This window comes from uncultured Psychroserpens sp. (assembly GCF_947503375.1).
GTDB lineage: Bacteria > Bacteroidota > Bacteroidia > Flavobacteriales > Flavobacteriaceae > Psychroserpens.
This window is the reverse complement of record NZ_CANNDQ010000008.1, coordinates 92,332-118,609: the sequence shown is the minus strand read 5'-3', so window position 1 is coordinate 118,609 and position 26,278 is coordinate 92,332. Positions and strand designations below refer to the sequence as shown.

Annotated in this window: 24 protein-coding genes; 6 read left to right on the top strand and 18 right to left on the bottom strand. The window is 33.2% G+C overall.

All coding sequences use genetic code 11. The features are described from left to right. Positions 1-18: 18 nt before the first annotated feature. The 16 genes from xerA to uvrA form a co-directional block, all read right to left on the bottom strand. Positions 19-951 carry a site-specific tyrosine recombinase/integron integrase gene (xerA, locus tag Q0876_RS13950; RefSeq protein WP_299228906.1) on the bottom strand — a complete coding sequence of 311 codons (933 nt, stop codon included), beginning with the start codon at positions 949-951 and terminating at the stop codon, positions 19-21. 74 nt (positions 952-1,025) lie between these two features. Next, entirely contained in the window at positions 1,026-1,505 is a 480-nt protein-coding gene (locus tag Q0876_RS13945; RefSeq protein WP_299228904.1) for a hypothetical protein, read from the bottom strand. Then, positions 1,502-1,765: a DUF202 domain-containing protein gene (locus Q0876_RS13940; RefSeq protein ID WP_299228901.1), complete on the bottom strand. Its 264-nt coding sequence runs from the start codon at positions 1,763-1,765 to the stop codon at positions 1,502-1,504. Before Q0876_RS13940 ends, Q0876_RS13945 begins: the two co-directional genes overlap by 4 nt. Further along, positions 1,765-2,142: a DoxX family protein gene (locus Q0876_RS13935; protein WP_299228899.1), complete on the bottom strand. Its 378-nt coding sequence runs from the start codon at positions 2,140-2,142 to the stop codon at positions 1,765-1,767. The genes Q0876_RS13940 and Q0876_RS13935 overlap by 1 nt, the downstream gene beginning before the upstream one ends. Positions 2,143-2,158: 16 nt before the next feature. After that, positions 2,159-3,763, bottom strand: coding sequence for a class I SAM-dependent methyltransferase (locus Q0876_RS13930; protein WP_299228896.1), 1,605 nt, complete (start codon positions 3,761-3,763; stop codon positions 2,159-2,161). 76 nt (positions 3,764-3,839) lie between these two features. Next, complete coding sequence (locus Q0876_RS13925) at positions 3,840-4,217, bottom strand: hypothetical protein (RefSeq protein WP_299228894.1); 378 nt, start codon at positions 4,215-4,217, stop codon at positions 3,840-3,842. Positions 4,218-4,221: 4 nt separating this feature from the next. Continuing rightward, a complete protein-coding gene (locus Q0876_RS13920) occupies positions 4,222-4,740 on the bottom strand; it encodes a hypothetical protein (RefSeq protein ID WP_299228892.1) in 519 nt (172 codons plus the stop codon). Between the two features lie 10 nt (positions 4,741-4,750). Continuing rightward, the gene (locus tag Q0876_RS13915; RefSeq protein WP_299228890.1) at positions 4,751-5,185 is read right to left on the bottom strand and encodes a DoxX family protein; all 435 of its coding nucleotides are present in this window, start codon (positions 5,183-5,185) and stop codon (positions 4,751-4,753) included. 164 nt (positions 5,186-5,349) lie between these two features. After that, positions 5,350-6,519 carry an AraC family transcriptional regulator gene (locus Q0876_RS13910; RefSeq protein WP_299228888.1) on the bottom strand — a complete coding sequence of 390 codons (1,170 nt, stop codon included), beginning with the start codon at positions 6,517-6,519 and terminating at the stop codon, positions 5,350-5,352. A gap of 79 nt (positions 6,520-6,598) precedes the next feature. Then, positions 6,599-7,774 (bottom strand): cytochrome-c peroxidase, encoded by a 1,176-nt coding sequence (locus tag Q0876_RS13905; RefSeq protein WP_299228886.1) that lies wholly within the window; start codon positions 7,772-7,774, stop codon positions 6,599-6,601. A 95-nt stretch (positions 7,775-7,869) separates the two neighbouring features. Continuing rightward, the gene (locus tag Q0876_RS13900; RefSeq protein WP_299228883.1) at positions 7,870-10,281 is read right to left on the bottom strand and encodes a thiamine pyrophosphate-dependent enzyme; all 2,412 of its coding nucleotides are present in this window, start codon (positions 10,279-10,281) and stop codon (positions 7,870-7,872) included. A gap of 152 nt (positions 10,282-10,433) precedes the next feature. Beyond that, on the bottom strand, positions 10,434-13,286 hold the full coding sequence (locus Q0876_RS13895; protein WP_299228881.1) for a metalloprotease: 2,853 nt from the start codon (positions 13,284-13,286) through the stop codon (positions 10,434-10,436). Then, on the bottom strand, positions 13,283-14,551 hold the full coding sequence (locus tag Q0876_RS13890) for an endonuclease/exonuclease/phosphatase family protein (RefSeq protein WP_299228880.1): 1,269 nt from the start codon (positions 14,549-14,551) through the stop codon (positions 13,283-13,285). The genes Q0876_RS13895 and Q0876_RS13890 overlap by 4 nt, the downstream gene beginning before the upstream one ends. Positions 14,552-14,582: 31 nt before the next feature. Continuing rightward, positions 14,583-15,272 carry a TIGR00730 family Rossman fold protein gene (locus Q0876_RS13885; protein ID WP_299228878.1) on the bottom strand — a complete coding sequence of 230 codons (690 nt, stop codon included), beginning with the start codon at positions 15,270-15,272 and terminating at the stop codon, positions 14,583-14,585. Between the two features lie 149 nt (positions 15,273-15,421). Then, the gene (locus Q0876_RS13880) at positions 15,422-15,589 is read right to left on the bottom strand and encodes a lmo0937 family membrane protein (protein ID WP_299228876.1); all 168 of its coding nucleotides are present in this window, start codon (positions 15,587-15,589) and stop codon (positions 15,422-15,424) included. A 126-nt stretch (positions 15,590-15,715) separates the two neighbouring features. Next, entirely contained in the window at positions 15,716-18,547 is a 2,832-nt protein-coding gene (gene uvrA / locus Q0876_RS13875; protein WP_299228874.1) for an excinuclease ABC subunit UvrA, read from the bottom strand. Between the two features lie 125 nt (positions 18,548-18,672). Here uvrA and Q0876_RS13870 point away from each other — a divergent pair, with 125 nt between their 5' ends. After that, on the top strand, positions 18,673-19,200 hold the full coding sequence (locus Q0876_RS13870) for a hypothetical protein (RefSeq protein ID WP_299228872.1): 528 nt from the start codon (positions 18,673-18,675) through the stop codon (positions 19,198-19,200). A 60-nt stretch (positions 19,201-19,260) separates the two neighbouring features. Here Q0876_RS13870 and Q0876_RS13865 read toward each other — a convergent pair whose 3' ends face one another. Then, a complete protein-coding gene (locus Q0876_RS13865; RefSeq protein ID WP_299228870.1) occupies positions 19,261-19,938 on the bottom strand; it encodes an NAD-dependent deacylase in 678 nt (225 codons plus the stop codon). A 34-nt stretch (positions 19,939-19,972) separates the two neighbouring features. Here Q0876_RS13865 and Q0876_RS13860 point away from each other — a divergent pair, with 34 nt between their 5' ends. From Q0876_RS13860 to Q0876_RS13845, 4 genes are all read left to right on the top strand, one after another. Further along, positions 19,973-20,626 carry an RNA methyltransferase gene (locus Q0876_RS13860; RefSeq protein WP_299228868.1) on the top strand — a complete coding sequence of 218 codons (654 nt, stop codon included), beginning with the start codon at positions 19,973-19,975 and terminating at the stop codon, positions 20,624-20,626. Between the two features lie 41 nt (positions 20,627-20,667). Continuing rightward, positions 20,668-21,195, top strand: a complete 528-nt coding sequence (locus Q0876_RS13855; RefSeq protein WP_299228866.1) for an SRPBCC family protein — start codon at positions 20,668-20,670, stop codon at positions 21,193-21,195. Between the two features lie 8 nt (positions 21,196-21,203). Beyond that, entirely contained in the window at positions 21,204-21,566 is a 363-nt protein-coding gene (locus Q0876_RS13850; protein ID WP_299228864.1) for a VOC family protein, read from the top strand. A 104-nt stretch (positions 21,567-21,670) separates the two neighbouring features. After that, positions 21,671-22,309, top strand: coding sequence for a hypothetical protein (locus Q0876_RS13845; protein ID WP_299228862.1), 639 nt, complete (start codon positions 21,671-21,673; stop codon positions 22,307-22,309). Here the strand turns inward: Q0876_RS13845 and Q0876_RS13840 are convergent. Continuing rightward, complete coding sequence (locus Q0876_RS13840; protein WP_299228860.1) at positions 22,306-23,085, bottom strand: carboxypeptidase-like regulatory domain-containing protein; 780 nt, start codon at positions 23,083-23,085, stop codon at positions 22,306-22,308. The two genes, Q0876_RS13845 and Q0876_RS13840, sit on opposite strands and share 4 nt — an antisense overlap. 216 nt (positions 23,086-23,301) lie before the next feature. Between Q0876_RS13840 and Q0876_RS13835 the strand changes: the two genes are divergently transcribed. Beyond that, positions 23,302-26,241 carry a T9SS type B sorting domain-containing protein gene (locus tag Q0876_RS13835; protein WP_299228858.1) on the top strand — a complete coding sequence of 980 codons (2,940 nt, stop codon included), beginning with the start codon at positions 23,302-23,304 and terminating at the stop codon, positions 26,239-26,241. The last annotated feature ends 37 nt before the right edge of the window (positions 26,242-26,278 follow it).

Genomic DNA, 26,278 nt, shown 5'->3' with positions numbered 1-26,278 from the left:
TATACTCGTTTTTGGGTTCTATTTCCCCAAAATGAGGAATTTTTGTTCCTCATTACGGTTATTATTTATATCTTCTATAGCTTGATCTAATGGGCTCTTAACATTTATTAGATCCTTACGGGCAACATGCGTATAGATCATTGTGGTTTCTGGTTTACTGTGTCCCAATAATTCTTGTATGTGACGTAAACTTATTCCTTGTTCTAGAAGGTGAGTCGCATAACTATGTCTTAGCGTATGTGGTGTTATTGAACGATTTATTTTTGCTAGCTTACATGAACGTTTTAAAAACTTCCTTACGCTACTTGCCGAATATGGCTTACCAGTCTTACCTTCTACAAAAAATACTTTTGGCTGATAACTCAATAAATAATTTTGTAGTAAAGGCAAGAAACTGTTAGCAATAACAACATAACGATCTTTACGACCTTTGGCTTGCTTGATATGTATTTGTTTTCTATCGAAATGTATGTCTACCAATTTCAAGCTTAATAATTCACTTATTCGCAAACCACTCGAGTATAGCAAACCAATAATAGCACGATGTTTTATATTTTTTGTTAGTTGGATTAATAGAAGAACCTCAGAAATAGATAAAACTTCTGGAAGTTTTTTAGATCTTGATGGACGTGTTAACTCTAGATTTTCAATTTGTGTACTTGAATCAAATTGAATGAATAATTTTAAGGCACTTATGAATTGACGTTGAGTAGTAATAGAAAATCTACGTTTGATTATTGCATGTTCTATATATAACTCTACGTCTTTGTTGCTTAAATTTGACAATTGTTTTTCAGTTTGAAACTCAACAAAATCTGCTACAAGATATGTGTAGGTATTAATAGTGCTTTTACTGTACCGTTTTCCTTTAAGGTGTATAAAGAAATTGTTTAATAATTCACGCTGCTTTGCGTCAAGTGTTCTATTTCTTTTTAATTTAGTTGACTTCATTATTCACTTAAATTGTAAAAATAAGCAAAAAATCAAAATATAGAATATTTTCTATAATGTTTCTGGTTAACTAATTATAGATAACCCAAATCTTCTATCTCTAATCCAAAATCATATTGTAGGTCTTCGTGCAGTTTTTCTACAATCTTTTCTGTTAGAGCCATTTGTCTATTGTAAATATTAATAAGTGTTGTATTATTTTTTAAACTAGGCTTAAATGTTTTTAATTGTTTGCAGAAATATAAAAGAAGTTCTGCTTCAGTTTCTTTTTTTTGTGAATAGCGTGCATACTTTTTGATGTTACGCAAGATCTTACGTACACTTTTCTTAATATAAAAAAAACTATTTGTATTGATAGCATCAAACTGTTCGTCTATTTCTGTTTTTACAGCTACTACATAACCAGATTCGTCATGAGCTTCAAACAACAAATAGGTGAGGAGCTCTTTGTTTTCTTTTTTAAATTTTGAAAGACGCAAGCAAAGCTGAATAAGTTCTTCTGACGATCGATGTTGTAATTCTTTCTTAATGGTAACTACAGAAACTGCTTTCAAATCTTATAGTGTTTTCTAATGGTTTGTTTTACTCTTAAAAGCCTAATGATTCCTACAATTAATAGTGTTGGAGAAATGACTAAAAGTAGAATACCAAACGATTTCAAATCTGAAAAAAACTCGATCTTTAGAACGGTTAATCCAGTACCTAAAAATACAACAAAGGTCCTAAAATAAGCCAAAAAGGTTCGTTCATTAGCTAATTTAGTTCGTTCAATAGCCAACCAATCACGTGTGATCAATGTATGTTCTTTTTCCATTATTTTTTCATACCATCAATAGAATATTTACCAGCTCCAGCCAAAAACATAACTACAAAAGCAATCAAATATAATAAGGCATGCTCTTTGGTCGCCAAATCATCTTTAGCATGTACTATAAAAGCTGCAACCAACATGGTAATCGCTGCAGGAATAGCTGCCCATTTGGTCTTAAATCCTATAATTAGCATAATTGGAGCAACTACTTCACCAATAATGGCTAGTATTAATGATAATGTTGCGCCAATACCTATAGGATCTCCAAAATCTGAAGGATTAGATAACATGTTCATTTTTGGAATGCCATGTGTAAGCATAAATCCACTGAATCCAACTCTTAAAATCAATAAGGCCAAGTCTGTAAATTTTGTTTTCATTATATCAAGTTTTGTATTAGTTACCTTTTAAAAGATTGACACTAACCGTTGCCAATTCGCTATTAGGAAATTTAGAAAAATAATTTGGATCTGGATGTAAACCAGCTTCTTTTGCAACCTTATTAAATACATCTACCTCCAAAATGTATTGGTCACTATAACCATGTGTAGCATCATAAGCAGTAGCCGCTGTTCTACCAATATTTTTGGCTACAAGTTTTGGGTTAACTGTATGAAGCTCTATCATTAATAATCCAAAACGTTCAACATAAGGCTTCCATTTTGATAGATGCTCTAGCAATGAATCTTCTACCAAATTATTGCTGAGACGTATACCAAGTGTTGCGTATGCTCCTAAAGAATTACTAATTCTGCTAGTCTTGGCTTGAGGTGCTTCCCAAATACGATTGTGATCTAAAAATGTTCGTACGTTCAAGAGGTCTTTGAGTTCAATATTATAATCCTCTTTTAAGTCTTTGGCTAAAATGTCTGGCCGGCCAATATCACCCCAAATCACTTTGGCCCAAATATCAGCTTTTATCAAATTAGCTCGTGTTACTTTTAAAGCAGCTTGATTGAAATCTGCTCCAACCAATAGAAGTGGATGCTCGTCAAGCATTTTGCCACGAAGCGTTTGATACTCAATCACATCAAATATGTGTTGAATAAAAGCACCATTACCACAACCCATATCTAAAATACCTTTAGGTTGTTCGTCAATAGGCTTGTTGAATAGTTTGATGATGACTTCATCAATGACTTTAAAGTAGGTAGAATGTGCACCACCACTTCCCCAAACATTCATTTCACGATGAACATGCTTCTCAGTTTCATCAGGTGTGTCTGTCTTTAAAACTTTGGCATTTCCGAAGATAAGATCGTCTAGATGGATGAATGTTGGTAAATACGATACTGTTACACCATAGGCACTGGCACGTTTTGCAAAAAATAAACCTTCGTTTGTAAATTGGTAAGTGTTTTTCTTTTTGGTAAACCAACCTAAATGTGCTAAGAAATCTAATATTTTTTTAAAACTTTCTGGGTCTTTATGATATTCTTCAGCTGTAAAAGAAGCTTCCATAAAATACTTATGAAATAAGCCATTAACACCTAATAGCACAACGATAGGACCAACAATACAGCCTTCAATATGCTTTAAGACTTGATGTTCTATAGACGTAGGATAAGAGTCATCTAAACCGAAACGCGATTCAAACGATTTGAATATCTTTTCTAAAACACTAAACGCATCTGGACCAATTCGCTCTTCAGGAAAACGAACTGAGTAATTGAGCAGATTCACAGCGTCTTCGTATAAATGAACCTGCTTGAAAGCATTCTCACTAAGGGCATTAACCTCATAAGAAACCTTATTGCTCTTATTGTCGAGATGCTGCTCTAACCAACCTTGTGAAGAAAGCACTCGCAATGCAACATTGAGATAACCTTCATTGGCTTTAAAATGGTCTGTTAATACTTCTAGTGGCACATTTTTATGTTCTAATAGATAATCGAGGACTCCCTTTTTATGTAGCGCATAGGCCGAAGTTGCAGTAGCAATGCCATCAAGGTGTCTAAAAATTGTACCTCTTAATTGTTCTTTATCTTGTTTTGAAAGCATAGGTTGGTCTGTTTTTTATAAATATAAAAAATCCATCACAAGTGCGATGGATTTTAACGACGAATTGTATGGCTTTTTATTTCACTGAAGTTTGTTTTCCATTTTTATCGTTGAAAACCGCTTCGTATACTATAGTTTCTGGTCGATATTCAAATGCAATGCTTCTATTACTTTGATTTTCTAATTCAAATTCATTGTTGTTAGTTACAAATTTGAATTCAATATCATGACTTGCTGTATTGATGTTGAAAGCACCCTCATAGATACCATCATTATTTGTGTCTGACAAAAAAGTGGTTTTATTCCATGACAAAGGATAAGTACCTCTTATACCTACTTCAGAAAATTTTTTTGCACCGTTCATGTTTACCATTACGGTTATAGTTTTTTCATGTGTTTGCTGTACACAATTGAGCGTCATTATGGCTAGTACTATGTAAATTAATGGTTTCATTGTCTTATAGTTTTGAGTAGGTGTAACGGTTTCTAACAAGACTTTCAGTACTGCCTTTAAAACGCACTTCTTTAGTAACAGAAAAATGATTTCCGTCATATACATACGTTTTCATTATGGTGGCAGGCTTGTTATCGTCTTTGCCTTCAAATTTGGTTTTTAGCGTAACTGTACCACTTTTTGAAATGTCTTTTTTTACTATTTTTTCCTTTCCGAAATGCGTGCCATTGTTCTTTAATTTGATAGTACTTTTTGAATTGGCCGAAGGTTCGTTGTCATATTGTGTGTGCATTATGATTTTATCATTTTTTATCTCTATTTGCATTTTTGTTTGCAATGTTACCTCTTTTCCATCACTATAGTTAACGTATATGAGTTCTCCAGTCCATGATGTGTTGTGAAGTACTAGCAATTCTTCGGTTGTAATTCTTATTTCGGTTTGTGACATTGCATTAATTGAAAAGTATAGCATTACTACAGTCAATACAGTTTTGTTTAATTTTTTAATATTAAAATGTTTCATAGTTTTAAGTTTATGATTTTATTTTTTTACTGATAAGGTGATCTAAGCCAAAGCGTCCAGATCCAAGGAATAAGTGATAGACAGTTACCCAAAGGAAACCCATTGCTGGTAGCATTCCCCAAACGCCTTGATTCCATTTTTGCATAAAGATGGCTACAAGCATCGTACACATAATTAGAAAAGAAGCAATTCTTGTTTGAAGACCTAGCAACAACAGTAAGCCACCAACAGCTTCACTAAAAGCGCCCATCCAAGCAAAGAAAACAGGTGCAATTGCAAAAATGCCACCATATTCAGCTACATCTTGTGGGAACCAAGCTGCTACTTCAAAGAGATTTAAATTTTGTGTACTAGCTGTCCATGGCATTCCAAATTTATCGGCTCCAAACATAGCAGTTAATAAGAGTCCGCATATAACTCTTGGAATTGTAAACATAAGATCCATTAACCTATGTTTTTGAACTATTGGTAGCGTTATAAATTTTAAAAAAGATTTTAGTTGTACCATCGAAATTGTATTTAAGTGTTTGATGGTACAAATTTGCAATAAGGAATTTTATTGAACGACTTATAAGGTATTTGAACGACTTAAATACGATTTGAGACGTCTTAATTTAACTGAGATTTGAGGTATTCGGTAGGTGAGTAGCTCGTTAATTTTTTAAAAACACGATTAAAAGTAGCTTTACTGTTGAAACCACATTCTTGCGCAATACCTAATAAAGAGAGTTGTTTTTGTTTGTCTTCTTTGAGCATACTCTTAAATGCGTCAACACGATATTGATTTACAAAATTATTAAAGTTTTTATTAAACCCAGAATTGATTATTTCAGATAATTGAGCGCGAGACATATTGGCTTGATCTGCCAAGTCAGATAGGTTGAGTTCGGGATTCAAAAAGGCTTTTTGAATTTCCATTAAATTGATCACGATATTCATATCAGATTCTGAAATCGTTTTCTGCTCGTTAAATATTGCTTTTTGAGGTATAGCATCGAGATTAGGCGAAAATGAAAAGCTAAGTTTTTTAAGCTTTGTCGTATCTGTATAATACCCTTTGATACCAACATATAGCGTGATGATAGCAACAAATAGATTAAGCCACCAACGTTGTTGGTAACCTAAATCAATGTAAAGACCAACGATAGATTGTATGGTACTGTAAAGAAAGGCCAATGTAAAGAGTATCAAAAAACTCAGTATCCAATTTAATTCTAATTTATAAGTATTTGAGAAGAATTGCATGATCTTTTTTCGATAGTTATAGAATAACTGAAATGTGAATGCTAGATATAATAGCATATATGGAGGATTCACATAATTTAGTACTGTTAGTACTATTGGCTCATCTAAACTTAACTTTAATATGCCATTTTGTACGCTATTGAATTCTGGCTGTAATGTATCATAAGTGTAAATGCTAAATCGGTATGCTATAAAAGCAAATGCAGGAACAAAATGCCACCAATCTTTTTTTAGGAATTTGAAGTTTGATGTGGTTATCGATTTTACATAGAAGAAAATCAACGGACCTATAGCAAAGGTTGTATCTAATAAAAAGTAATTTATTTTCGTAGTTCTAAATTCGTTATACCAACCCATAAAGCCAACAGTATAGCAGGTTTGACTATAACAGGTAAATAAAAGAATCAATCCTAAAAACAGATCTGATATATTCTTTTTTCGTTTATATCTTGAAAGTAGAAGCCCTACAAATATCAAGCCTTGCAATACAAGTATTAATAAGGGTAAACTCCAACGATTAAAATCTGGAAACATTAATTTAGGTTTAAAACCTAAAAATAATAGAATTATATCAGTTTTTGAAAATCAATAGGACTCAATTTGTCTTATAGCCTTATTCTACAAATGGGTTGCTCCATTTTTCATTAGTGTAAATGTCATTTCCGGCTAAAGTTTGTATGAAAGCAATGACGGCATCACGTTCATCTTGAGTTAAATTCAATTGCTGTCCGAATCCATTTGGTCTTAGTCTTGGGTCTAAATTGTTATTGCCAGCTAAGCTAATAGCATTATAATGATTCATTACAGTAATTAAATTACTACTAACACCAATGTGCATAAACTGTCCATTTGCTGTACCATCTGCTTTAACAACATCTCTAAGACTAGGAGAACGGGTCACGATTAGATCTGAGCCTAAACCGTCGGCAGAGCCGATAACACCATTGTTTAAAGAATTTGGGTCTATACTAAATTCAGGTGCCTGATGACATCCTGCACAACCAATACCACCATTGGTTCTAATGCCTTGATTATTGAAAACGGGAGGTTGTAAAAATAATTGTTTGCCTAGGTTTTCTTCTGGTGTAAAATTATCAAATGGCTGTACGTCGTTATTAGCCATTGCTCTCCCTTGATCATATTTACTATCAAACGATTGAATACTTCTTATAAACTGTGCTAAAGCGTTTTGAATTCTAGTCTCAGTTATGATTTCACTTCCAAAAGCAAAATTAAATAGAGCAGGATAGTGTGCTGTACTTTCTAATCTAGAGATTAGATCATCAAAATTTAGATCACCATCTTCGCCACTAAAGCCCATTTCTATATGATCTTGTATTGGCATCGTAGTTTGCTCTTCTAATGTTGAAGCACGTTCATCCCAAAAGAAGCGATTTTCATTTGAGAATCTTGAATTAACTAAACGCATAGAGTGCCTACCAGTAACACCATTAACTCCTAGACTTACCTGTACATCATCTCCAAATGCGACTTCTTGCTTATGGCAACTTGCACAAGCAATTGTATTTGTTGAAGATAGTTGCTTATCATAGAACAACACACGTCCTAATGTTGCGCCTTCATTGGTAATAATATTACCAGTAGTTGTATTGTCTTTTGTGATATAATTTGGGATGTTTTGATTACTGTAATTGGGCAAATTTTCAAAGTTAATGGTTAATAGATTTGAAAAGTCTAACAATTCGTTATCACTTACTGCAACAAAATCGTCATTACCACTACAAGAAAAAAGAGCAATACTTAAAAGTACTAGAAAAAGAATTCGCATGTAACATTAGGTTTTCTCTTTAGACCAGTAACTATTAAAAAGGTTTAATCTAAATCCTAAAATAAATACGATATACTATGAAATTTCTAATGGATTTACCTCAATTTAGGATAATAAGAAGGATTTACTTCATGCATCACTTCATAAACAGCTTCAAAAATATCTTCAGCTGAAGGTTTGGAAAAATAATCACCATCAGTTCCATAAGCTGGCCTGTGTGCTTGAGCAGCTAGTGTTTTTGGTTGACTATCTAAATATTGGAAAGCATTTTGTGTATTTAAAATTTCATTTAAAATATAGGCAGATGCACCTCCAGGAACATCTTCATCAATGACCATCAAACGATTGGTCTTAGCAACACTTTTTACAATGTCATGATTGATATCAAATGGTAATAATGATTGCACATCTATCACTTCTGCATCAATACCTACTTCAAGTAATTCTTTTGCAGTTTGTTCAACAATTCTTAGTGTAGAACCATAAGAAACAAGTGTAATATCTGATCCTTCTTTAACCGTTTCAACAACACCAATTGGTGTTTTAAATTGTCCAATATTATTTGGCATCTTTTCTTTTAGACGATACCCATTTAAACATTCAATGATTAGGGCTGGTTCATCACTTTCTAAAAGCGTATTATAAAAACCAGCAGCTTTGGTCATGTTTCTAGGAACAAGCACATGAATACCTCTAATTAAGTTGATGATACCTCCTAATTGTGATCCTGAATGCCAAATACCTTCTAGCCTGTGACCTCGAGTTCTTACAATCAATGGTGCTTTTTGTCTGCCTTTGGTTCTGTATTGGAGCGTGGCAAGATCATCACTCATAATTTGTAATGCATACAAGATATAATCTAAATACTGAATCTCAGCAATAGGTCTTAATCCACGCATTGCCATACCTATACCTTGACCAAGAATTGTAGCCTCACGAATGCCTGCATCAGCAACCCTGAGTTCACCATATTTCTCTTGAAGTCCTTCAAGACCTTGATTAACATCTCCAATATTTCCTGCATCTTCTCCAAATACAAGTGCTTCAGGATAGGTACTGAAGATGGCATCAAAATTATCTCTTAGTATGACTCTACCATCTACTTCTTCAGCATTTACATCATAAGTTGGTAATACTTCATTTACATGCTTAGCGGCTAGCTTTGAAGCGCTATACAGATGGGAACTGTATTTAGACTGTACAGTATTACTATAGTTATTTATCCAACGTTGCAGTTCTTCTTTTTCAGAAGAGGTTTCTGAAACCACATAGCGTAATGCTCTTCTGGCAGAAGCCATTATATCTTTACGTATAGGTTCGTCAATATGTTGTAGGTCGTTGACAATTTTATTAATAAATACTTTATTACTACTTGAGTTAGCTAGATTAGATATGAGTTTTAAGGCTTCTTTTTGTTCAGTTAAAATTGGTTCTAGATATGATTTCCAAGCAGCCTTTTTACCATCTCTCACATTTTTCTTGATAGCCTTATCTAAAGTGTCTAATTCGTCTTGTGTAGCAATATTGTTGCTAAGCATCCAATTTCGCATTTGTACGATACAATCATATTCTGCTTCCCATTCAAGTCGCTCTTTGCTTTTGTAGCGCTCATGAGATCCAGATGTTGAGTGTCCTTGTGGTTGAGTTAATTCTTGAACATGAATCATAACTGGTACATGTGCTTCTCTAGCTATTTTTTCAGCAGCTTGATATGTCTCAATCAGAGCAGCATAATCCCAGCCATTAACTCTTAGTATTTCGTAACCTTCATTTGAGTCATCTCTCTGAAGTCCTTTTAATATTTCTGAAATATTCTCTTTTGTTGTTTGATGTTTTGCATGTACTGAAATCCCATATTCGTCATCCCAAATATTTATGACCATTGGAACTTGTAATACACCTGCAGCATTTATTGTTTCAAAGAAAAGGCCTTCGCTTGTACTTGCATTTCCTATAGTTCCCCAAGCAATTTCATTACCTTTATTAGAAAATTTATCTGCTGTAATACCTTCAACGTGTCTGTAAATTTTTGAAGCTTGTGCTAAACCAAGAAGTCTTGGCATTTGTCCAGCGGTAGGAGAGATGTCTGCACTTGAGTTCTTTTGCTCAGTTAAATTCTTCCAGTTGCCATCAGCATCCAAACTATGCGTACCAAAATGTCCACCCATCTGTCGTCCACCAGACATAGGTTCTTGAGACAAATCGGTATTGGCATACAGACCAGCAAAAAACTGTTCAATGGTAAGATGACCAATTGCCATCATAAATGTTTGATCTCTATAATAACCAGATCTAAAGTCTCCATTTTTAAACACTTTAGCCCAAGCTAATTGCGGTACCTCTTTGCCATCTCCAAAAATACCAAACTTGGCTTTTCCTGTTAAGACTTCACGACGTCCTAATAAACTACACTCTCTACTAGTTACAGCAATTTCATAATCGTTTAGAACTTGTGCTTTGAAGTCTTCAAAAGTTAAGTCGGTTTTAGTATTGGAATCCGTTTGCATGGTCTTAGTTTATATGTTGCAAATTTAGCTAAAGTTTCTATGTTTTACAACGTTGAGCTTTGTTATAATATTAAGAATATAACAAAAAAACCAAGATAAATTTGCTAAATTCTTATTTTAAGCTAAAATAAAGGGTTTTAGTTAAGAATACCTTAATACCATTTTCGTCTAAACAAACCTAAAAGACGACCTGGATCTAATGTGAATAGGATACGAATTCTTTGATCGTAATTAGGTTGTCCAATTTCCCAGCCAATACTTGAATAGATAGGGAAATAGAGTTCAAAATAGTCTGTAATAAGGTTTAAACGGATTCCTGAATCATATAAAAACCTAGGATTATCACCTCTGTTCTTTACCAATCCAATATCTCCATAAGCTTCAACATATTTCCAGATGGTCGTACTTGTATTAACGGTTGTCATCCATCTGTTGGCAAAAGGAGTATCTAATTTTGATTTGAAACCGCCTTCGGCAATTATGATTTGTTGACTAAAAATACCTGATGATTCTGAACGTCCCAGGTAGTTATAATCAAATAAGTAATCTGTAGGTCTATCTAATGCAAAACTGAAATAGTCAGATGTAGGATCGGTGTTATTATATAAAAATGTACCTGCAAATAGTCTAATATTAAATTGTCTGTTACTTTGAGATAGTTTTCTATATTCGTAGTTCACGGCAAATTTTCCAAATTTTTGAGCAAACTGTAAATCGTAATACCATCTTGAAAAGCTTATAATTCCTGGGCTTCCTTCAACGTATCTAATATTAAAGACGCTATAATCTGGTTCATTGAAAGCTTCGTTGTCTACTTCTACTACAGCATTTTCTCCAACATCTCTATTAATACTTAAAAACCTAAAATTCAGATTTTTGAAATTGTCAGATCTAAAATCATTATCATCTCTAAAGCTAAATGATAGACTAGGTGAAATTCTAGTTACGAAAGCATCTTCTGCAAAAGAAGAATAGCTGGTTCGTATGCCATAACTAATACTATATAGATCACTATTTTCTAGATTATGTGTGTAACCTATAGATGCACTACCTGTAATAGATTTTGATTTGGTAGCATATTGCGGTGAAATCCTATAATTAAGTCGACGCCTTAAAAGTGTTTTATTATAAAATTTTGCACCTAATGTTAATCCATCATAAATGTTTTGAAACTCGACCAAAGGCATCATAAAGATTTGATTGTAATATGGATCTTCAATATCTTGTATAAGTCTAAATTGTAAAGGCTTATTGTTTAAAAATGAACCATTTAACGAGCGGTAATTATCTCTTAGGTTGAACTCTGGAATAATATTGTCATGATTCAGCGCTAGTTTATTGGTCTCATTCCTAGGGATAGTGATTGTTTTTTCGCCATCAATATGCTCTATCCATGATTTGGTTAGTATTGAATCTTTATCTAAAGTAAATAATGAAACAGGCATATCATTATTTCGTTTATTCTTTACGGTAAGTGTTATTGAGTCTTCTGTTTTTTCAATAGACTTTATTTTAAAATCAATTTTTTCGCGTGTATTGACATAATCTTTAAAGAACCAATCGATGTCTTTGGTGGTCTTTTGTTTCAGTAGGTTTTCAAAATCGTTTGAAGATGTCAATTGTAATTTGTTTTTGATAAGGTATTCTGAGATTGTTGTCTCGAGTATAGAAGCATTGATGTAACTATCTAAATACCTTAGTCCAACACCAGCTTTATATTTTCCAGCAATATTTGCGTTGAATTTAAGCAGAGAGTCTTTTGAGGTTGTTAATGGTTGATCTCTGTTGGTTCTAGCCATTTGCATGTAAAACAAGCTATATTGATCATTATAGTACAAATCAGAAGCATGAAATGCTCTTATGCCCCAAATGTTTGCTAAAGTTCCAAGCATTTTAGTGTCAGGATAATTTTCCTCAACATATTTCATTAAATAATAGACTTGAACCCCTTCTTTTAACCAATAATCTTTTCTTGGATTAACTAATAATGTGTTGTCTAAATAGTTTTTTAATGCTGTTTTTAGAAGCTTTAATTCGTATTGAAAATTATCTGGAAATGGTCTAATAAAATCTGGCAATTGATTTAAACCATAAAGCGGATCTTTTTTGTAGTCGCTTTTAGTAATCAATAAACGTTCGTGCGGGTATTCTCCTAAATTTGTAGTGATAAAATTTGTGATCTTGTCTGTAATGATTGCCTTTTCTTGTGATGGAAGATCCTTACTACTAATATCAGAAACGATACTGAAATCATCTGTTTGTACAAACTGAAATTCTGATGACTTAACTAAGATGAGGTTGGTATTAATTCTATCTTTTCCATGTAAAAATACGGTTTGCGATGTTTGAGTTTGCCTAATGTCTAGTGTGTTGAGTTCTGAAATGAATGTATAACCCAGAGGAAAATTCATTTCTAATTTTATCTCTGCTTTTAGTGTATATAGATCATCAAGATTTTTATTACTGTATAAATGCCATTTGCCATCATAAACCGATGGTGTCAAATACCAATATTTTAAATTCAGGGTTTTATCCTCACTAATGCCATAACCCGTAAATTTATCATCTGGTAAGACTACATTGTATTGAAGTAAGAGTTTAACTTCTTGATTAGGTAGAAGCGGAGTATTTAATTCAATTTTTACGATATCTGGATGCTGTTCATGGTAACTGTGTTGCAATTCCTCTTCACTATCATTTTTTAAAGATGTGATTACAGTATAACCACGCTCTTTGCTTTTCGCCAGATGAAATTTAATGCTGAACTCTTCTTCAAAGCGCTTTGCTAAAGGTGTTTTTTTTGTAGAGTAGGCATTATTCCAATCGTTAAGATATATTTCATTTAATGCGGTATCACTTGTATTCAAATAAGTGACTTCTTGATTAATATGTATTGTTTTATTTTCTATATCAAAATGAGCTTTGATATCAATTTTGTTTTGACCAAAGCTCTCAGAATATAAACCTGTGCCTAAGAGAAATAATAAAATCTGGATTAATTTCAATGTGCAATAATGAATTTTAAAGGGTTCCTATTTAGCTCTAATGATGTGATATAATATATACCATTTGCCAATTGTGAGGTATTCTCATTAATATATAACGTATTTTCTACGATAATGGTTTTTACGATTTGTCCCAAGCTATTATATATAACTAGTGATTTAATAGTTGATTCTGCATTTAACGCTAATTTGAGTTGGGCGTCAATTATATTTGAGCCAATAAACTGGATAGCATTTTTAGTCTCAAATTCTGCAACTGATAACGATTGATTAGTCTGTAGTTCTAATGTAACGGGTAAATGATCACTAAAATTGTACAATGCATCTCTAATTATGAATGAAAAATGACTTCCATCACAATCACTTGAGTTTATTTCTTGATTATAACAAAATGGGTTTGCATTATTTCCATATACTTGGTAACTGTTGGGAATAAAAGACAGTTCAGGGTTTGTTGTCATATTTGATGAAGTCATAATAAAATCAAAACGATCATCAAATCCACCAATTGAGCCACCTAATCCTGTTTGCGTTCTTGTAGATTGCGTCATTACATCAACATAGTTTGAGTTGTTGTGCCAGCTGCCGATACGATTAGCAGGATCAACAAAATCAATAGCGTTATTGTTATCTGCATCTATGAGTTCTTGAAATGCTGGTTCAGATTGAGTATAGACGTTGAAATCACCAGCTAAAACAACATTGCTATCTGAAGGTAAAGTTTCTAAATAGGTTATAAAATCTTGAACCATTTCTAAACGTGATGCTTGATTTTCTGTACCACTTGATGCTTTTAAGTGACATACAAACACGTCAACAAAAATTGGATTTGTATTTGCATTGATCGTATTAAGCTTTAATCTGTAATGATTAAAATCTCTGAATATAGTTGTGATTATTTCCTGACTTTCTAGAGTAAATTTTGAGCTGTCATAATATATCAAGTTCTGTAAATCATTTTGATCACTAATGTTGTCATCAGAAGTATTAAGTTCAAATACAGCACTTTGGTAATTTGAATTTAAAAACTGTAGTGAATTTAATATTGTATTTGCACCACTTTCGTTATTCAATTCACAGACCATAAATAAATCTGGTCTGTAGTCATCTAATATCAATTCTAAGTATTGTAATCTTCCAGGAACAGCATCTTCTAATGGAAAGTTAAGCACGTTATAAAACATGAGCTTAAAATTCTCTTGAGCTGATAGCGATTGTAGTAATAACGTAAAAGCAAAAACAAAAAAATATAATTTCTTAATCATAGCAGCAATCTTGAAACCTTGTTTTGTAGCTTTAGAAATTAGGACTTAATCCATATTCTTTATAGAACTTATCTAAAATATTGATAACATCATCAGCTGTGTCAACAACATGTATTAAATCTAGGTCTTTTGCACTAATATTGTTATTGGCTTCAAGTAAAGTTTTTTTAACCCAATCAATTAAACCATCCCAAAATTCTGTACCAACAAGGATTATAGGAAACTTTTCAATTTTATTAGTTTGAATAAGTGTAATGGCTTCAAAGAGTTCATCTAAAGTACCAAAGCCGCCTGGCATGACTACAAAACCTTGAGAGTATTTTACAAACATGACTTTTCTAACAAAGAAATAGTCAAAATCTAAACTTTTATCATTGTCAATATATGGGTTGTCATGTTGTTCAAAAGGTAATTCAATATTAAGACCAACTGAGGTTCCACCAGCAATATGTGCACCTTTATTACCAGCTTCCATAATACCCGGCCCACCACCTGTAATTACACCATAACCATGATTTACAATTTTTGTTGCAACTTCTTCTGCAAGTCTATAGTATTTATGATCAGGCTTTGTTCTAGCAGAACCAAAAATAGAAACACAAGGACCAATTTTACTAAGTTTTTCGTATCCACTTACGAATTCGCCCATGATTTTAAAAATAGCCCAAGAATCATTTGTTTTAATTTCATTCCAACCTTTGTGATGTTGTTCTTTTCTCATATATATATTAAAATTTTTAATCTTGTCAAAGTCACAAAAATAATGTAAATAGAACTAAAAATCGTTAATATCTGTGCATTAAGTTAGTAGACTTATAAACAAAAAGGCAACCCAATTTGGGTTGCCTTAATATTATTATGTCTTTTGATCTACAGTGGTTTACGACCAGTGATAATATTGTATAAAATCACAATGATTGCAATTACTAATAGTACATGAATCAAGCTGCTTGTGCCTAATCCTGGAATAATGCCTAATAACCCTAGTAACCAAGCGATTATACAAATTACTGCTACTAGCCAAAGAATATTTTTCATAATAGTTAGTTTTTATGTTATATCTAAATATATGAAAAGTTACGACGAATAAGAAACATTATAATCGATACGATCAATAAAAATCTCAATAAAGGACACAATTAAAAATTTAGGCAGAAAATTGTGTTACGTTAATTCCTTCTTTAAAAATTTGGCTGTGTAGCTCTTTTTATCTTTTATAATTTCTTCTGGTGTACCTTTCGCAACAACTTTACCACCTCCTTGGCCACCTTCGTAACCAATATCTATGATATAATCACACATTTTGATGACATCTAAGTTATGTTCTATAATTAAAACTGTATTACCTTTATCTGCGAGTTTGTTTAATACTAGCATTAGCACTCTAATATCTTCAAAGTGCAATCCAGTAGTTGGTTCATCAAGAATGTAGAATGTATTCCCTGTGTCTCTTTTGCTAAGTTCTGTTGCTAGCTTGATACGTTGTGCTTCACCTCCAGAAAGTGTAGTGCTTTGCTGCCCTAATGTTATATAACCCAAACCAACATCTTTTATAGTTTCGAGTTTTTTATGAATTTTTGGTATGTGTTCGAAGAAATCTACAGCTTCAGAAATTGTCATATCGAGCACATCACTAATCGATTTGCCCTTATATCTGATCTCTAAAGTTTCTCTATTGAAACGCTTTCCTTGGCAGGTTTCACATTCAACATAAACATCAGGAAGAAAATTCATTTCTATAACCCGCAACCCACCTCCTTGACAAGTTTCGCAACGACCGCCTTTAACATTAAAACTAAAGCGACCTGGTTTATAACCTCTAATCATCGCTTCAGGAATTTTAGCAAACAAACTGCGGATTTCACTAAATGTTCCTGTATATGTTGCAGGATTACTACGAGGTGTTCTGCCTATAGGTGATTGATTAATATCAATAACTTTGTCTATATGCTCTAATCCTTTTATACTTTTATAGGGCATCGGTTTCTTTACACCATTGAAGTAATGTGCATTCATTATTGGGTAAAGTGTTTCGTTGATTAGTGTAGATTTGCCACTACCTGAAACACCAGTAACGCCTATCATTTTTCCTAGCGGAAATGTTACTGAGACATTTTTTAAATTATTTCCAGTACATCCTTTAAGTTCAATGGTCTTGCCATTCCCTTTACGTCTTTTTTTTGGTATTGGAATTTCTTTATTACCATTTAGATAATCTGCTGTCAAAGTATTGTGAGTTAATAACTCTTTAGGAGTGCCAATGCTAATGATATCTCCACCATATTTACCAGCTTTCGGACCTATATCTATTACATAATCTGCACGTTCAATCATGTCTTTGTCATGCTCTACTACAATCACTGAATTTCCAATATCACGAAGTGAAATTAAAGAATTGATCAATTTTTCGTTATCTCGTTGATGTAACCCAATACTTGGCTCGTCAAGAATGTATAAAACACCAACTAACTGTGAACCAATTTGCGTGGCTAGCCTAATACGTTGTGCTTCGCCACCAGAAAGAGATTTCGAACTTCTATTCAATGAAAGATAATTCAATCCTACGTCAAGCAAGAATTTAAGTCTGGCTCTAATTTCTTTGATGATCTCTTCTGCAATTTTAAATTGTTTATCATTTAAGCCTTGCTCAAGGTTTCCAAACCATTCGGCAAGATCAATAATATCTTTATGAGCTAATTCAGCAATATTTAAACCATTAACTTTAAAATATAACGATTCTTTTCTTAAGCGTGAGCCTTCACAAGTTGGACAATCTACTTTGTCCATATAGTCTTTAGCCCAACGCTTCAAAGATGTTGTTTCAGCGTTTTTATATTGACTTTCAATAAAGTTTGCAACACCTTCAAAATCTATTTTATATTCACGAGTAACGCCTAAAGTTTTGCTTTCAACAGAAAACTTATCATTCCCACCATACATGATCATTTGTTTAGCTTCTTCAGGAATAGTTTTAAAGGGATCACTTAGGCTAAAGTCATAGCGTTGTGCAATGGTTTCAAACTGCTTAAAGATCCAACTGTTTTTTTGTGGGCCATGAGGTACTAATGCTCCCGCATTTATAGACAAACTGTCATCAGGAATGATCTTATTTTCATTCACTTGATACAACGTACCAATACCATTGCAAGTCGGACAGGCACCTTTAGGAGAATTGAATGAAAAATTATTTGGTTCTGGATTTGGATACGATATTCCCGAAGATGGACACATTAAATTTCGGCTAAAATAACGTGTTTCGTTTGTGTCATGATCAAGCACCATAAGTACATCATCTCCATGATACATAGCAGTATTGATGGTTTCGGTAAGTCTTTTATCGTTATCATCAGTATGGTCAATTTTAAGTCGGTCAATAACGATTTCAATATCATGCGTTTTGTATCGATCAAGTTTCATTCCTTTAACAAGGTCTCTAACTTCGCTGTCAGTTCTTACTTTAACAAAACCTTGCTTGGCAATTTGTTCAAATAATTCGCGATAATGTCCTTTTCGTGAGCGAATGATGGGAGAGAGGATATTGATTTTTTTACCTTTATAGCTTGCTTTTATAAGCTCTTTAATTTGCTCATCATTATAGCTAACCATTTTTTCACCAGTATTATAGCTGTAGGCATCACTAGCACGAGCATAAAGTAGTCGCAAGAAATCGTAAATTTCTGTGATAGTACCAACAGTTGAGCGCGGCGATTTGCTTGTTGTTTTTTGTTCAATGGCAATAACTGGAGATAAGCCATCTATTTTATCTACATCTGGACGTTCTAATCCTCCTAGGAACTGTCGTGCATAGGCAGAAAATGTTTCGATATAGCGACGTTGCCCTTCTGCATAGATGGTATCAAATGCTAAAGATGATTTTCCACTTCCAGATAACCCAGTAATAACTACGAGTTGTTCTCTTGGAATGGTAACATCAATATTTTTTAAATTGTGCACTCTGGCACCTTTTACTTCAATAGCTTCGTCAAATTTGGTCATAAATATAAAGAAATTGCTTGTCTGGTCAGCAAAGTTGCAAAGGTACAATTTTAGTTGTTAAATTCTTGTGAACTTTAATTGTGGATTTGTTATACTTGTAATAGAAATTATAAATATATATGGCAATGCAATTACTAGGAATTGGATCAAGAATTAATCATAATGAATTTGGGAAAGGTGTTGTAACTAATGTTACTTCTAAGCATTATTGGGTCACTTTTATTGAAACTGGTTTAGAAACCATAGATATAGATAGTGATTTTGATGTTATAGAAGTTTGTGAAGATGATGTAGATACTATAAGTTTTTCTGAAGTGGAAAGTAGCCTTGTGCATATTTTAAAGCGCTGGAGTGATATTACAGAGATCGTACCTATAGCTGAAAAATGGAAAGGCGGCAAGCTAATTATGGAACCTAGAGATACCAACTTACAAGGAAAAGAGTTGCCAATTGATAGCTTTTTTCACAAAATCACTATGGTTAGAGATCGTTTGCGTGTTATGGAACAAAAAATTAATTCTAGCAAAAATCTGGATGAGCAAGAAAAAATTGATTTACAGCAATACATTACTAGAAGCTATGGCAGTTTAACGACTTTTAATGTGTTATTCAAATTGAAGACGCAACAATTTGTTGGGCAGAAAAGTAATTGATCTAACTTTTAAGATCAATTAATATTAATGTTAGTTTTTATAAGTCTCGGAAGAAATATATTATTGCAACAATTCTTTCAAGACTTCAACGCCATTTGTTGCAGTATCTGCAATAACGGTTAAATTAGTTTTGCTTTCTACAGCTGGTTTTGGATCTATGAAATAGATTGGTGTGCCTGCTGAGACATAGTGCATCAAACTCGCTGCAGGATACACTTGCATTGAAGTACCAATAATAACCAATATATCTGCTTTGGTGCAGATGTCAATAGCTTTATCTATCATAGGTACAGCTTCTCCAAACCATACAATGTGTGGCCTAAGCTGGTGTCCTTCTTCGCAAAGATCTCCTAGAATTAAGTCTTTAGTCCATGATTTCACATTAAGCAAATTACCAGTACTCCTTACTTTTAAAAGCTCACCATGTAAATGAATCACATGGCTGCTTCCAGCACGCTCATGAAGGTCGTCAACATTTTGTGTTATGATACTAACCTTATAATTCTCTTCTAATTCGGCCAACCTGTGGTGTGCAGAATTGGGTTTTACCTCTAGCAATTGCCTACGTCTTTGATTGTAAAATTCTAACACCAATTCTGGGTTTTTGCTAAAGCCTTCTGGAGTGGCAACCTCCATGACATCATGACCTTCCCAAAGCCCATTAGCATCTCTAAAAGTTTTTAATCCGCTTTCAGCACTCATTCCTGCACCAGTTAATACAACGATGTGTTTTTCCATAGAATAAAAATAGTAAATTCCTTATTTTTATATCATGATAGACCTAAAACTTCTTGAGCATTTGGAATCGTACTTAACCAATCACAGACTAGAACGATTTACTGAAGTCTTATCTCAACGCACAAAGCATTTTACTGTAGCAACAGAAGATGTTTATCAATTGCATAATACGAGTGCTGTGATACGTAGTTGTGATGTATTTGGTATACAGGAAGTTAATATAATTGAAGAGCGAAATAGCAAACGGATAGATCGAGAAATAGCTATGGGAGCCCAGAAATGGGTAGACCTTAATAGATACCATTCAATAAAAGATGCTATTTCAGATCTAAAGCAAAACGGCTATCAAATTGTGGCAACTACACCTCATCGTGACGATGCTGAACTTCAACATTTCGATGTAATGAAAAAATCCTGTTTTTTCTTTGGAAGAGAAACCGAAGGCTTATCACAGGAGGTAATTGACAATGCCGATGAATTTCTAAAAATACCTATGGTAGGATTCACAGAGAGTTTAAATATTTCAGTATCTGCAGCTATTATACTTCAGCATGTGACCACAAAACTTAGGCAGTCTAAGGTAAATTGGCAATTAACTAGAATGGAAAAATTAGAAAAACGATTAGATTGGTGTAAAAAAACAATTAAAAGCTATGATGAGATCGTTGAGCGTTTTTATCAAACCTAATAATTTTGTACTTTTAATACAGCAACCAAAACCTTTAATCAATGATAGTGTTATATATATTAGGCGCAATATTGCTTCTCTTTATAATGCTTGCGCTTATTGCTCCAAAGGAGTATGAAGTTAACCGAAGTATTACTATAGATAGACCTCTAGTTGAAGTTTTCAATTACTTAAAACATATTAAAAATCAAGAGCATTGGTCACCTTGGAAGAAGAAAGATCCACAAATGAAACAAGAATTTGTTGGTACTGACGGAACAGTTGGTTTTATTGCAAAATGGGATGGTAATAAAGCGGTTGGTACTGGTGAACAAGAAATCATAAATATTGTTGAAAATGATAGAGTAGAAGCACGACTTCGCTTTTTTAAACCATGGAAATCTGAGTCTGATGCAGTCACTAGAGTAAAAGATTTAGGAGATGGAAAGACTAAGGTTACTTGGGGTTTTTCGGGAACAAATAAAGTTCCAGCAAATATTTTCATGATGATGTATAATGTTGATAAGCATGTAGGCAAAGACTTTGAAGAAGGGTTAACAAGCCTAAAAGAAATTTTAGAATCAAAATAAGTAGAGAAATGGTAAGTTGGTTTGAAATCCCAGTGCACGATATGGATCGAGCGAAATTGTTTTATGAAACGGTATTTGAAATTGAGATATCTATTCATGATTTAGGAGGATTACTTATGGGTTGGTTTCCTTATCACGATGGAAGTTCGGGAGCTACAGGAACACTCATTAAACAAGAATCTTACATTCCTAGCCAAGAAGGCACTTTAATCTATTTTAATTCTAAGGACGTTAAGAATGAATTAGATAGAGTGGTAGTTGCTGGAGGAAAAATTTATCAGCATAAAACGCAGATATCTCCTGAACACGGATTTATGGCAGTTTTTATAGATACTGAAGGAAATAGAGTAGCATTGCATTCTAATGCGTAAGATTATCTGCTGCTAAACCGATATTTGCGTAGTTAAAAAGAAATAATTTGTACTTAAATACTCTAATATTAGCTTAGTGGCAATTAGCTATTAAATTAAATCAAGTGAATGTTTTAATCAATCAATTTAAATCTTTACTCCCTTCTTTTTTGTTAATTTTACTTGTAAGCTTAGTTGTGATCGGGTTTATTTTTGGTCTTCATTTATATAATAATGTACCTCTTGAAGCACTAACTAATGACTTAGCTGCTATTGCTGAACTTCCCGTATATACTGGAATTTTGTCTCAAACAGGTATTTTTATATGGTCTGCTGCTGCTACAATTTGTTTATTTAGCTCACAATTTGTAAAAGAGAAGCTACCAAAAACATTTTTAGTTACTTCTGCGCTCATTACTCTATTACTAGGTTTAGATGACGTTTTTATGTTTCATGAGTTGGTTTTCCCAGCTTTGGGAATACATCAAAAAATAGTGTTCTTAAGTTATGGATTGCTCATGTTGTGGTATCTTATTAGGTTTTTAAGATTAATTTTAAAAACAGATTTTGTGATGCTAGCCTTTGCGCTTTCATGTTTTGCCTTATCGTTATTTGTAGATAATTTTATGTATAATGCCTCACCTTACATTTCGAAGTTATTAGAAGATGGTGCCAAGTTTATTGGTATTATAGCTTGGTTGGTTTATTACATTAGAATAAGCCAACAGTTTATATTGCAAAAAAAGCCTAACGAATTAAATTAGAAGCGTTGTGATGAGTTTCGACTTAATACTTTATATTCTTCATAACACTCACTTATGGCATCTAAAATCTGAAGATCATTAGCTGTTTGTATAAAGTCTTTAGAATAGTTACATTGATTGATGATTTCATCAAGATCATATTTGTCAACCTGAAGTAAAACCATAAGCATTTCTCTGTCAAAACGTGATGCTAATTGATTTCTGATCTCATCATCTTGTTTCATTTTTTTAAGTTTACGTAATTCATTTGGCTTTTTCCCAAACATATTATGTAAAAAATCTGCAGGATTAAATATAGCACCTAAAACTTTGCTTACAGCATTTGGTCTTCGATCTCCAGCCTCATAGCCTTTATTTGAAAGCCCAGAAATACTATACCTGTAATTTGATTTAATAGGGACTTGTTTGATATCTACAGCTAAATAACCCGTAAGCTTTAATTGATTAACGACCACTTCTTCTAAGGCTAATGCTAGCTCTGTCATTCCTATTTTGGTACTACCAAACTTAAGCCAATCATTGGTGACCCTAACTTTTATAGATTTATATCCCAAGTACGAAAAATGTAGTGTATCGTTAACATTGGCTCTTATTTCAAACTTACCTTCATCATCTGTTGAGGTTCCAATAACTTGGTTCAGATTAACAATGTTCACGCGATCAATAGGCAAATCCGTAGAAACATCGATTACAGTACCTAAAACAGTAGTAGGTTCTTGAGCATAGCTTGATAACGAAATAAAAAGCAATAAGACGATAAGTTGAAGATGCTTCATGTATTAAAATTACGACATAAAAGTACTAAACAAAACTAAATTTGAGGTTTAATACTAAAATTTTGACTAAAAATTAACAAGCCTTTACTCAAATAAAACGGTATTTGTCGGAAAATCTTGCCATTTGACTAATTTTAGTTTGCTTAATGGATAGTAATAACGAAATGGGTAGTAAATTTCTTATTTTAGTTAACCTAAACTTAATTTTCTACACTTATGTCTATACATAAGCTTACTGTTTTTGTTTTTTTTCTAGTATCAACGTGTTTATTATCAGCACAAAATGAAGCTGCCATATGGTATTTTGGATCTAATGCAGGATTGGATTTCAATTCTGGAGTTCCAGTTGCTTTATTTGATGGTGAATTAAATACTAGTGAAGGTTGCGCATCTATTGCTGATAGTAATGGGCAACTTTTGTTTTACACCGATGGAATTACAGTTTGGGATAGAAATCATGATGTAATGCCAAATGGTACTGGTCTTGCTGGTGATCCTTCAAGTACTCAATCTGGTATTATTGTACCAAAGCCTTCAGATACTAATATTTATTATGTATTTGCAGTAGATAGAGAAGCAGGATCTGATGGATTGACATACTCTGAGGTAGATATGACATTGAATGGAGGAAATGGTGCTGTAAATTCAGTTAAAAATGTTCAGCTTATCCCATTGGCTTCTGAAAAGATTTCTGCTATTGAACATAGCAATGGTCTAGACTATTGGGTTGTCGCTCATGAATGGGGCTCAAACAATTTTGTAGCATTCGAAGTGACTGATGCTGGAATAAATACAACTCCTGTAATATCTTCTGTAGGAAGTGATCATAGTGGTGATGCAACGACGTCTATAGGTTATATGAAAATATCACCAGATGGAACTAAGATTGCCTTAGCTAAATACTCTGGAGATAGTATAGCTGAAGTTTTCGATTTTGATACGAGTACAGGTATAGTTTCAAATACTATCACTATTGATGGTGTATTTTTTGGTCCTAATGGTTTAGATGGAACCTATGGTATAGAGTTTTCGCCCGATAGTAGTATTCTCTATGTTTCTGATGTGGTATTCTCATCAGCACTTAGAAGTAGAGTTCATCAATTCGACTTAACCTCTAATGATCAAACTACAATTATAAACTCAGACACAATTTTATATGATGGTCCTAATGTTATAGGTGCTATGCAATTAGCAATAGATGAAAAGATTTATTTGTCAAATTTAGGCAATACGTTTTTAGATGTTATTGAGGATCCAAACGTTTTAGGTACTGGTGCCAATTACGTGGAAGCTGGAGTTGATTTAGGTGGCAGATCATGTAATTTTGGGTTACCACCATTTATTCAATCATTTTTTAATGTAGGTATTCAAATAGCAGATACTTGTTTTGGAGATGAAACCCAATTCTTGGTCAATTCTAACGAGGAAATTTTATCCATTACATGGGATTTTGGAGATGGGACATCTTCTACTGAAGAAAACCCAACTCATATTTATGCATCTACTGGAACTTACGATGTAAATGTTGAAGTGGTCACAGCAATAGAAACAAGAACATTATCAAAAACAATAGAAGTTTACGAAGTTCCAATAGCAAACTCAGTTGCAAATTTTACACTTTGTGATGATGCATCAAATGACGAAACCGAAAGTTTTGATTTAAGTACTAAAATAAGTGAGGTCCTGAATGGTCAATCTGATACAACGTTTGATATTGCATTTTATTCAAGTATGGAGGACGCTGAGGCTAATATGGATGCGTTGCCAATAGACTATAACAATGTAACTAATCCGGAAGAAGTATTTGTAAAAGTGTTTAATGCGCAAAACAATGCTTGTTCAGCTATTACTAGTTTTGAATTAATTGTTAGCAAACAAGCTGTAGCAAATCCAGTTCCTGATTTGATTTTATGTGATGATGAGGTTAATGATGGTCTGGAGCTAGTAGATTTGACATTACTAAATGCAACAGTTCTTGCTAATCAGCCTGAATCTGAATTTACCATAACTTATCATCTCAATCAAGATGATGCAAATGATGATGAAGCGCCATTAGATATACCGTATCAAACTATATCTAACCCTCAAACCATTTATGTTCGTATTGAGAATAGTATCAATACAGATTGTTTTGATACAACACCGATAAATATTATTGTTGATGGACAATTGATAGCCTTCAGACCAGATAACATGAATGTATGTGATGATGTAAGTGAAGATGGCATAGAAACATTTTTACTTACAGATCAAAATGCCCAAATTGTTAATGGGCAAGCTGTTCCTTTTGAAATTACCTATCACGTATCTGAAGAGGATGCTATTGGAGATACAAATCCATTGCCAAATAGTTATCAAAATGCAAGCAACCCTCAAACTGTTTATGCACGAATTGAAAATGAAGACAATGCCTTTTGCTATGATATTACCTCATTTGAGCTCAACGTATTATCATTGCCAGATATTGTAACCCAAGAAACCTATTATTTATGTACTGGCGATACTATGGAACTGGAAGCAGAAGAAGGGTTTGATTATTACAATTGGTCTACGGGTCAAACAACAAGAGCAATAGATATAAATCAAGCTGGTACCTATACTGTTGAAATTATAGACGATTATCAAACCGATCCTGCAATTAGTTGTTCTAGACTAAAAACATATACTATTATAGAATCAGGTGTTGCAGTAATTACAAATATTGAAATTGATGATTGGTCTCAAAATGATAATACGATTACAGTTTTTGTTGAAGGCTTAGGTGATTATGAATACTCTTTAGATGGTGTAATTTATCAAGATAGCAATGTGTTTTTAGGATTGTCACCTGATACGTATACCGTTTACGTAAGAGACAAGAACGATTGTGGTGTGGTTACAGAAGAAGTGTTTTTGCTTTATTATCCAAAATTCTTTACACCAAATGGAGACACATATAACCCAACATGGCAAATTATAAATGCATCATCTGAACGTGATCTCGAGGTCTTGGTGTTTGATCGTTACGGAAAGTTAATTGCTGAGTTTAGTGGTTCGTCTATAGGTTGGGATGGTACTTACAGTGGGCAAAATATGCCAGCTTCAGATTATTGGTTTGTTGTAAAACGGCCAAGTAATGGTAGAACTTACAAAGGCCATTTTGCACTTAAGCGATAGAAAATAAATAGTTAATAAAAAAGCCTCAAATTTAGTT

What these genes read in the sequence shown, in the direction of transcription:
- xerA (WP_299228906.1), bottom strand. Translation starts at nt 951, where the DNA reads ATGAAGTCAACTAAATTAAAAAGAAATAGAACACTTGACGCAAAGCAG.
- Q0876_RS13940 (WP_299228901.1), bottom strand. Translation starts at nt 1,765, where the DNA reads ATGGAAAAAGAACATACATTGATCACACGTGATTGGTTGGCTATTGAA.
- Q0876_RS13935 (WP_299228899.1), bottom strand. Translation starts at nt 2,142, where the DNA reads ATGAAAACAAAATTTACAGACTTGGCCTTATTGATTTTAAGAGTTGGA.
- Q0876_RS13930 (WP_299228896.1), bottom strand. Translation starts at nt 3,763, where the DNA reads ATGCTTTCAAAACAAGATAAAGAACAATTAAGAGGTACAATTTTTAGA.
- Q0876_RS13925 (WP_299228894.1), bottom strand. Translation starts at nt 4,217, where the DNA reads ATGAAACCATTAATTTACATAGTACTAGCCATAATGACGCTCAATTGT.
- Q0876_RS13920 (WP_299228892.1), bottom strand. Translation starts at nt 4,740, where the DNA reads ATGAAACATTTTAATATTAAAAAATTAAACAAAACTGTATTGACTGTA.
- Q0876_RS13915 (WP_299228890.1), bottom strand. Translation starts at nt 5,185, where the DNA reads ATGGATCTTATGTTTACAATTCCAAGAGTTATATGCGGACTCTTATTA.
- Q0876_RS13910 (WP_299228888.1), bottom strand. Translation starts at nt 6,519, where the DNA reads ATGTTTCCAGATTTTAATCGTTGGAGTTTACCCTTATTAATACTTGTA.
- Q0876_RS13905 (WP_299228886.1), bottom strand. Translation starts at nt 7,774, where the DNA reads ATGCGAATTCTTTTTCTAGTACTTTTAAGTATTGCTCTTTTTTCTTGT.
- Q0876_RS13900 (WP_299228883.1), bottom strand. Translation starts at nt 10,281, where the DNA reads ATGCAAACGGATTCCAATACTAAAACCGACTTAACTTTTGAAGACTTC.
- Q0876_RS13890 (WP_299228880.1), bottom strand. Translation starts at nt 14,551, where the DNA reads ATGATTAAGAAATTATATTTTTTTGTTTTTGCTTTTACGTTATTACTA.
- Q0876_RS13885 (WP_299228878.1), bottom strand. Translation starts at nt 15,272, where the DNA reads ATGAGAAAAGAACAACATCACAAAGGTTGGAATGAAATTAAAACAAAT.
- Q0876_RS13880 (WP_299228876.1), bottom strand. Translation starts at nt 15,589, where the DNA reads ATGAAAAATATTCTTTGGCTAGTAGCAGTAATTTGTATAATCGCTTGG.
- uvrA (WP_299228874.1), bottom strand. Translation starts at nt 18,547, where the DNA reads ATGACCAAATTTGACGAAGCTATTGAAGTAAAAGGTGCCAGAGTGCAC.
- Q0876_RS13870 (WP_299228872.1), top strand. Translation starts at nt 18,673, where the DNA reads ATGCAATTACTAGGAATTGGATCAAGAATTAATCATAATGAATTTGGG.
- Q0876_RS13865 (WP_299228870.1), bottom strand. Translation starts at nt 19,938, where the DNA reads ATGGAAAAACACATCGTTGTATTAACTGGTGCAGGAATGAGTGCTGAA.
- Q0876_RS13860 (WP_299228868.1), top strand. Translation starts at nt 19,973, where the DNA reads ATGATAGACCTAAAACTTCTTGAGCATTTGGAATCGTACTTAACCAAT.
- Q0876_RS13855 (WP_299228866.1), top strand. Translation starts at nt 20,668, where the DNA reads ATGATAGTGTTATATATATTAGGCGCAATATTGCTTCTCTTTATAATG.
- Q0876_RS13850 (WP_299228864.1), top strand. Translation starts at nt 21,204, where the DNA reads ATGGTAAGTTGGTTTGAAATCCCAGTGCACGATATGGATCGAGCGAAA.
- Q0876_RS13840 (WP_299228860.1), bottom strand. Translation starts at nt 23,085, where the DNA reads ATGAAGCATCTTCAACTTATCGTCTTATTGCTTTTTATTTCGTTATCA.
- Q0876_RS13835 (WP_299228858.1), top strand. Translation starts at nt 23,302, where the DNA reads ATGTCTATACATAAGCTTACTGTTTTTGTTTTTTTTCTAGTATCAACG.